Origin of the sequence: Corallococcus terminator, assembly GCF_003611635.1 — a bacterium.
GTDB classification, from domain to species: Bacteria; Myxococcota; Myxococcia; order Myxococcales; family Myxococcaceae; genus Corallococcus; species Corallococcus terminator.
In genome coordinates, this window is sequence record NZ_RAVZ01000435.1 from 1 (window position 1) to 6,919 (window position 6,919).

Consider the following 6,919-nt stretch of genomic DNA (forward strand, 5'->3'; position numbering starts at 1 on the left):
GGGAGCAATCATCCGGCGGGGGTGGGCGTAGTCAGGGTGACAGGAGCCTTCCGGCCGGGTGCTTGTGGGCGTCGGAGTTCGTGTAAGGTGGTTGGGATTACGCACAGGTGGAGGTGAGTGCCGACATGTGGCAACGATTCAAGAGAGCGATGCGGAGCTTCGCGGGCTTCTTCGTCTCCTCCATCGAGGATCCGGAGCTGATTCTCGAGCAGAACATCCGTGACCTGAACGATCAGGTCCCCAAGATGAATGAGTCCATCGCCATGGTCCGGGCGAATGTGACGCTGCTCGAGAAGGAAAACCTGAAGTACCAGCAGGACGTGCGGGAGCTGACCGCCAAGGTCAAGGCCGCCATCCAGGCGGGACGTGACGACCTGGCCGGCACCTACGCGACCAAGCTGCAGGGCGAGAAGGAGGCCCTGGCGCGCAACCAGGCGCAGTTGGACATCGCCAAGCAGGCCTATGAGAAGGCGCTGAACGTCAAGAAGGCGTTCATGCGCGAGAAGGACAAGAAGACCCAGGAGGCGATGAACGCCGTCCGGGACGCGCGGCGCGCCAAGTGGCAGGCGAAGGTCGCCGACACGATGGAGTCCTTCACCGTCGCCGGCGTGGATTCCACGCACGACGAGATGCTCCGCAAGGTGCAGGAGAAGACGGCCATCAACGAGGCGCGCATGCAGATGGCGCTCGAGTCGGTGGACCACCAGGCCGCGGCCATCGAAGAAGAGGCCGAGAAGATCCAGGGCGACGAGCTGGTCAAGCAGTTCAAGATGGAGATGGGCCTCCTGGACAGCCCCGCGCCCGTGTCGGACGTGGGTGCTGGCACCGAGAAGACCATCGGCAAGAAGGTGGAGATCAAGTAGGTCTCCACCCATGAAAGAGGCCGGCGCACACGGATGAAGCTGCACCGCGGACCCGGCCTCTTTCTCTTCCTCGCGCTCTGTGTCCTGGGCGCGGGGTACGTCTTCGCCTCGCGGGCGGGTTACCTCGACCGCCTGCAGACGCGCTTCTTTCCGTCCACCCGCGAAGCCGTGCGGCTGTCCCCCGGCGACTTTCCCGCCGGCGTGGCGGCCCCGGTGGCGGACGTGGCGTCGGTGCCCCTGCGGCCCGTGCTCATTGGCTTCACCGCCCGGGGTTCCGCCGCCGCGCTGCTGGTGGCCACCGGGGGCGCCACCACGCTGGACAACCCCGCCACCCCTCCGGGCGCGGCCCAGGGCCTGCTCAAGACGGCGTACGCGCTGGATGCCCGCGCGGTGCTCTTCGCGCGCGAGGAGGAGCTGAAGCAGGCCCTGTCCGTGGGCGCGGAGAACGGCGGCGTGGACATGGCGGCGCTGTCGGTGGACCGGCTGGCGACGTGGGTGCCCACGCTCCGGGACGCGGCGCCGCGCACGGTGCTGCTGGTGGGCCGCAGCCGGGGCCAGGAGGCGATGGCGGCGGTGGGCGTGCCGGACCTGGCCAGCCTGCGCGGCAAGCGCATTGGCGTGTACCCGTTCGGCTCCTCGCATTACTTCGCCCTCTGGGTGCTGGCGCGTGCGGGGCTGCGCACGTCGGATGTCCGCTGGGTGGACCTGCCCTCCACGCTGGACGCGGGCCGGGCCCTCCGGGAGGGCCGGGCGGACGCGGTGGTGGGGCTGTGGGGCGACGTGGAGCTGGCGGCCCGGGACCGGGGCGGGGCGGTGCTGGCGACGACGGCGGATGCGCCGCACCTCTTGGCCACGGTGCTGGTGGCGCGCGGAGACTTCGCGGCTCGCTACCCGGATGGGGTGCGCCGGGTGCTGCGGGGCCTTTTGGACGCGGGGCAGGGCGTGCTCAAGGACCCGGCGGCCGGGGCGCGGATGCTGGGCGAGGTGGCGCCGTACCTGGGAGACCCCTCGGAGGCCATCCGCAGCGCTCCCCCCGCGACACTGGCGGACAATCGGGCGTTCTTCGGCCTTTCCGGCGAGGCGCCAGTTACCTATGACGAGTTGTTCCAGAGCGCCGCGGCGCTCTTCCAGAAGCTCAAGCGCGGTACGGCGCCGCCCCCCGCGGAGGACACGCGGGACCTGGGCGCGCTGAAATACGTCTCCGAGGCGCGTGGGCCCTGAGCGGGAAGGGGAGTCGGACGTGGCGAAGACACCGAACTACATCAAGGCCGCGTTCCTCCTGCCGGCCAACCTGGTGGGCCTGACGACGGCGGCCATGTCCAGCGCCGTCACGCAGGAGCCGCTGCCCATGCTGGTGGCCCTGGGCGTGGAGGGCCTGTACCTGGGCTTCCTGTCCTCCATGAAGCGCTTCCAGCGCGCCGTGCGGGCGCAGACGCCGGACAACCCGGAGGCCGCGCGCGCGGCGGTGGACGCGCTGCTCGCGGACCTGGCGCCGTCGCAGCGTGACCACTACCAACAGCTCGTGGGGCTCAAGGAGAAGATCCTCGCCAACTACCGCAAGCTGCCCGGGGGCCGCGTGCTGGTGGCGGACAGCGAGCCCAAGCTGGACGCGCTGCTGACGTCATTCCTGCGGCTCATCTCCGCGCTCAACCAGTACCGCACGTACCTGAGCGGCGCGGACCGCGACAACCTGGTGGGCGAGGTGGCGGCGCTGGAGGCGGAGGTGGCCGAGGAGCCCAACCCGCGCCTCAAGGACGTGAAGGGCAAGCGCCTGGAGATTCAACGCAAGCGCATGGCGCGCTTCGACCAGGCGGGCGAGAGCCGCGAGGTGGTGAGCCACCAACTGGCCGGCATCGAGGACCTGATGCGGCTGACGCACGAGCAGTCCATCTCCATCCGCGATCCGGAGAGCGTCAACCGGCAGTTGGACGTGCTCAGCGCGGAGACGGAGTCCACGGACGAAACGGTGCGCCAGATGGAGCGCTTCCTGGACTTCACGGAAGAGACGCGTGGGCCGCTGCCGCACGGTGGCAGCCGCGTGCGGTAGGCCGGGCACGGGACCGCCTGCCGGGCCGCCCTGTCAAAACCTGTCCGACAGTCGGACAGGTTGGGCCTGGGGGACGCGGAAGGCACCTGTTCACCGTGGCACCTTGGGGGTGTGGCGGGGGGCCGCGACGGCACACGAATAGGTTGACTCTCCGGCGCAGGCATCCTGTCCTGCCGCCCATGCTCCGCCGCGTTGGCTTTCTTCCGCTGCTCCTGTTGTTGGTCGTGTTCGCCGGCTGCTCGCGCTGCGGGAAGGACGCGGCCGGTCCCGCGTCCTCGCCGGCCGGGGTGTCGCGCTACCTGCCGCGCACGGCGCAGGCGGCCGTCGTCATCGACGACCTGGGGACGCTGGGCGAGAAGCTCGCGCGCTTCCAGAACCTCAAGGTGGCCTCGTTCGTCGCGCAGCTTCAGAACTTCCCCAGCGCGGAGCGCTACGTGTCCGCGGTGATGCGGCAGGTGGGCGTGGACCTGCGCAGCCGCAAGGCCCTGGAGGACGCCGGCATCGACCCGAAGCGCGGCGCGGGCGCGGCCTTCCTGGGCGGCACGCAGGCGGTGTCCGTCATCGGCGTGAAGGACGCGGACAAGCTGAAGACGACCTTCGCCACCTTCGCCCGCTCGCGGCTGGGCGCGTCGGAGGAGAAGGAGACGAAGTCGGACGCGGGGCGGCTCGTCACCTTCAGCCGTCCGGGTGCCACGGAGCCCGCGCTGGGCCTGCTCTTCCTCAAGCACGACCTGGTGCTGCTGTCCGCGGGCGCGGCGGTGGCGCGGCTGCCGGAGCTGGCGGCGCTGCCGGAGGAGAACTCCATCGCGAAGGAGCCGGTGCTGGAGGCGTCCCTCAAGCGGCTGACGGGCGACCGGGACTTCCACGTGTGGCTGCCGGGCGGCTCGGGCCTGCTGCCCGCGGGCACGGTGCAGGGCATCACCTTCGCGGGCCACATCGAGGAGCGCGCGGTGACGCTGCGCGCGGACGCGCCGTGGCCGGACACGCAGGCGTCGCTCGCCGCGCTGGAGCCCAAGGGCGGGGAGGCGCTGGCGGGCTGGCTGCCCCAGGACAGCTTCTTCGTGGCGCGCTTCCGGGGGGACCCGGCGCAACTGGACGGCGTGTGGCCGTACCTCGCGGGCACGCAGGTGACGCGCGCGGTGCAGCAGGCGGGCTTCAACGTGAAGACGGAGGTGTTGGACAACCTCAAGCCCGGCATGGTGCTGGCCCTGTCGCTGTCGCCCAGCGTCAACCTGGGCTCGGGCCTGCCGGACCTGGACCTGCGGCGCACCAACCCCTTCCGCTTCGTCAACCTGGTCGCCATCGCGGAGACGAAGGACGTGGCGAAGGGGCAGGCCACGCTGGACAAGATTCCCGGCTTCGCGGGCGGCTTCGGCGCCAAGGTGGAGGCCACGGAGCTGAACGGCCAGAAGGCCTACCTGACGTCGTACCGCGCGGGCGAGGGCGCGCACTTCGCGCTCACAAAGGACGGCAAGCTGGTGCTCGCGGCGCCCCGCGCGCGGCTGGAGTCGTCGCTCACCGCGCTCGCGCAGCCGGCGGGCACGGGCCCGGTGTCGGAGGACTTGAAGTCGGTGGGCAAGGACGCGGCGGTGGTGCTGCTGCTGGACCTGCGCCGGCTGGCGGACGCGGTGAAGGCGCTACCGTCCTCCGCGTGGGGCATTGGCGGCTTCGCCATCAAGGCCACCACGGTGCGCTGGCTGGACGCCACCGACGACCTGCGCGCCGTGACGATGTCGCTGTCGCGCAAGGACAAGGCATTGCAGGCGGAAATCTCCCTGCGTCTGACGCCCGCTCCGGCCGGCACCACCACCACGACTCCGGCCACCCCTTGATTCGCGTCCGGGACGTCGTGAAGGAGTACGAGGACGGCGAGGGCGCGCGGGTGCGCGTCCTGGACGGCGTGTCCTTCGACGTGGAGGCCGGGGACTTCGTCGCGGTGGTGGGCGCATCCGGCAGCGGCAAGTCCACGCTGCTGCACCTGCTGGGCGGCCTGGACGTGCACTACCAGGGCACCGTGGAGGTGGGAGGCCAGAAGCTCTCCGGTCTGCGCGACGTGGAGCTGGCGCGCTTTCGCAACACGCACGTGGGCTTCGTCTTCCAGTCCTTCCACCTCATCCCCAACCTGTCGGCGTTGGAGAACGTGCTGCTGCCCTCGCACTTCGGCCCTGTCGTCCCGGAGGCGCGCAAGCGCGCGAGCATGCTCCTGGAGCGCGTGGGCCTGGGCTCGAAGCAGGACCGCGAACCGGTGCGCCTCTCCGGCGGCGAGCGTCAGCGCGTGGCCATCGCCCGGGCCCTCTTCGGCAGCCCCAAGCTGCTCCTGTGCGACGAGCCCACGGGCAACCTGGACGCGGCCACGGGCGCGGGCGTCATCGAACTCTTCCAGGAGCTGAACCGGGATGGGCTCACCCTGCTGACCGTCACCCACGAGGAGCGCATGAGCGCGGTGGCGCGCCGGGTGCTCCGGCTCAAGGACGCGCGGCTCATCGAGGAGTCCCCGACATCGGCGGTCCTGTCGTCGCGAGGTGCCCCGTGAGGTTGGACGCACTGTCCCGACTGGTGAGGTTGTCGCTCGCGCGCGAGCGGCGGGGCGCGTTCTTCTCCGCCTTCGGCGTGGCGATGGGCGTGGGCGCGCTCGTGTTCTTCGTGGGCCTGGGGCTGGGCGTGGGGCAGGTCATCCGCGAGCGCATCTTCCCCACGGACTCGCGGCTGGTGGACGTGGTGCCCCCGTCGGTGTCGCTGGGCCTGCTGGGCGGCGGCAAGCTGGACACGGGCGCGGTGGAGCGCCTGCGCGCGCTGCCCGGCGTGGAGACGGCATACCGGAAGATGAACGTGCGCGTGCCGGCGGTGACCCGCTACGACGGCACCTTCTTCGGCTCGCGCCTGCGCATGGGCCTGGAGGTGCTCGCGGTGGGCGTGGACCCCGGCCTCGTGCAGAAGGACGTGGGGCTCCAGGAGGCGAAGGACTTCAAGGACCCTGGCGAGGGCAAGGCCATCCCGGCGCTCATCTCCACGCGCCTGCTGGAGCTGTACAACAAGACGTTCGCCCCCGCGCGCAAGCTGCCGCAGTTGTCCGCGGAGATGCTCATCGGCTTCGGCTTCCCGGTGGAGTTCAACCGCTCCTACGTGGCGGCCACGTCGGGCGGCCCCAGCTCCACGCAGCAGGCGCAGGTGGTGGGCGCGTCGGACCGGGCCATGCTCGCGGGCATCACCATCCCACTGGACACGGCGGTGCGCATCAACCGCGCGGCGGGCGCGGACGCGGAGAGCTACACCGGCGTCACGCTGGTGGCGGCGGATCCTTCGTACGTGCCGGCGCTGGTGGCGGCGGTGAAGGGCATGGGCTTCGAAATCGATGATCAGGAGCGAAGGCTCGCGGAGAACGCGGGCGCGGCGGTGGCGCTCACCACGTCCGCGCTGGCGCTCCTGTCCATCCTCATCTGCGTGCTGGCCGCCGTGAACATCACCCACGCGATGTCCGCGTCGGTGCGCGCCCGGGCCAAGGAGATTGGCGTGATGCAGGCGGTGGGGGCTTCGCGCGCGGACATCCGCTCCATCGTCCTGGCGGAAGCCAGCGTGGTGGGCCTGCTGGGCGGCGCGGCGGGAACCTCCGCGGCGCTGCTCCTGGCCTTCGCGGTGGACCGCTTCGCGGCGGGCTACCTGCCGGACTTTCCCTTCAAGCCCGACAGCTTCTTCTCCTTCCCGGTGACGGTGCTGCTGGGCGGCGTGCTCCTGGGCCTCGTGGCCGCGCTCGCGGGCGCCTGGTTTCCCAGCAGCCGCGCCGCCGCCACGGATCCGGCGAGGACGCTCGCGGGATGACGGGCCCCAAGCGCGGGACGCTGGTGGCCAACGTCCTGTGCCTGGGGGCACTGGGGTGGCTCTACGGCGGCGAACTCGCGGATGCCCTGCGCGTGCGCACCGCGGAGGTCTCCGCGGTGACGTCGTCGCCCTCCGTCGTTCGCGCGGGCGCGGTGCTGGGCCTCACGGTGGTGGGGCTCGTCGTGCTGGGGGG

General features: G+C 71.3%; 6 protein-coding genes and 1 pseudogene. All 7 read left to right on the top strand.

What is annotated here, in order from left to right; translation table 11 throughout:
- Positions 1 to 125: 125 nt before the first annotated feature.
- Positions 126 to 863, top strand: coding sequence for a PspA/IM30 family protein (locus D7V88_RS37210; RefSeq protein ID WP_120545316.1), 738 nt, complete (start codon positions 126 to 128; stop codon positions 861 to 863).
- A gap of 33 nt (positions 864 to 896) precedes the next feature.
- A complete protein-coding gene (locus D7V88_RS37215) occupies positions 897 to 2,084 on the top strand; it encodes an ABC transporter substrate-binding protein (protein WP_120545317.1) in 1,188 nt (395 codons plus the stop codon).
- 19 nt (positions 2,085 to 2,103) lie between these two features.
- Positions 2,104 to 2,910 carry a hypothetical protein gene (locus tag D7V88_RS37220; RefSeq protein WP_120545321.1) on the top strand — a complete coding sequence of 269 codons (807 nt, stop codon included), beginning with the start codon at positions 2,104 to 2,106 and terminating at the stop codon, positions 2,908 to 2,910.
- 179 nt (positions 2,911 to 3,089) lie between these two features.
- On the top strand, positions 3,090 to 4,742 hold the full coding sequence (locus D7V88_RS37225; protein ID WP_120545318.1) for a hypothetical protein: 1,653 nt from the start codon (positions 3,090 to 3,092) through the stop codon (positions 4,740 to 4,742).
- Positions 4,739 to 5,443: an ABC transporter ATP-binding protein gene (locus D7V88_RS37230; protein WP_120545319.1), complete on the top strand. Its 705-nt coding sequence runs from the start codon at positions 4,739 to 4,741 to the stop codon at positions 5,441 to 5,443. Before D7V88_RS37225 ends, D7V88_RS37230 begins: the two co-directional genes overlap by 4 nt.
- Complete coding sequence (locus D7V88_RS37235) at positions 5,440 to 6,726, top strand: ABC transporter permease (RefSeq protein ID WP_120545320.1); 1,287 nt, start codon at positions 5,440 to 5,442, stop codon at positions 6,724 to 6,726. Before D7V88_RS37230 ends, D7V88_RS37235 begins: the two co-directional genes overlap by 4 nt.
- A pseudogene (locus D7V88_RS37240) lies at positions 6,723 to 6,919 on the top strand (hypothetical protein); the annotation flags it as partial. The gene D7V88_RS37235 and the pseudogene D7V88_RS37240, both read left to right, overlap by 4 nt.

Excerpts from the sequence above, each read along its gene's own strand:
- D7V88_RS37215 (WP_120545317.1), top strand. The coding sequence starts at position 897 with ATGAAGCTGCACCGCGGACCCGGCCTCTTTCTCTTCCTCGCGCTCTGT.
- D7V88_RS37225 (WP_120545318.1), top strand. The coding sequence starts at position 3,090 with ATGCTCCGCCGCGTTGGCTTTCTTCCGCTGCTCCTGTTGTTGGTCGTG.
- D7V88_RS37210 (WP_120545316.1), top strand. The coding sequence starts at position 126 with ATGTGGCAACGATTCAAGAGAGCGATGCGGAGCTTCGCGGGCTTCTTC.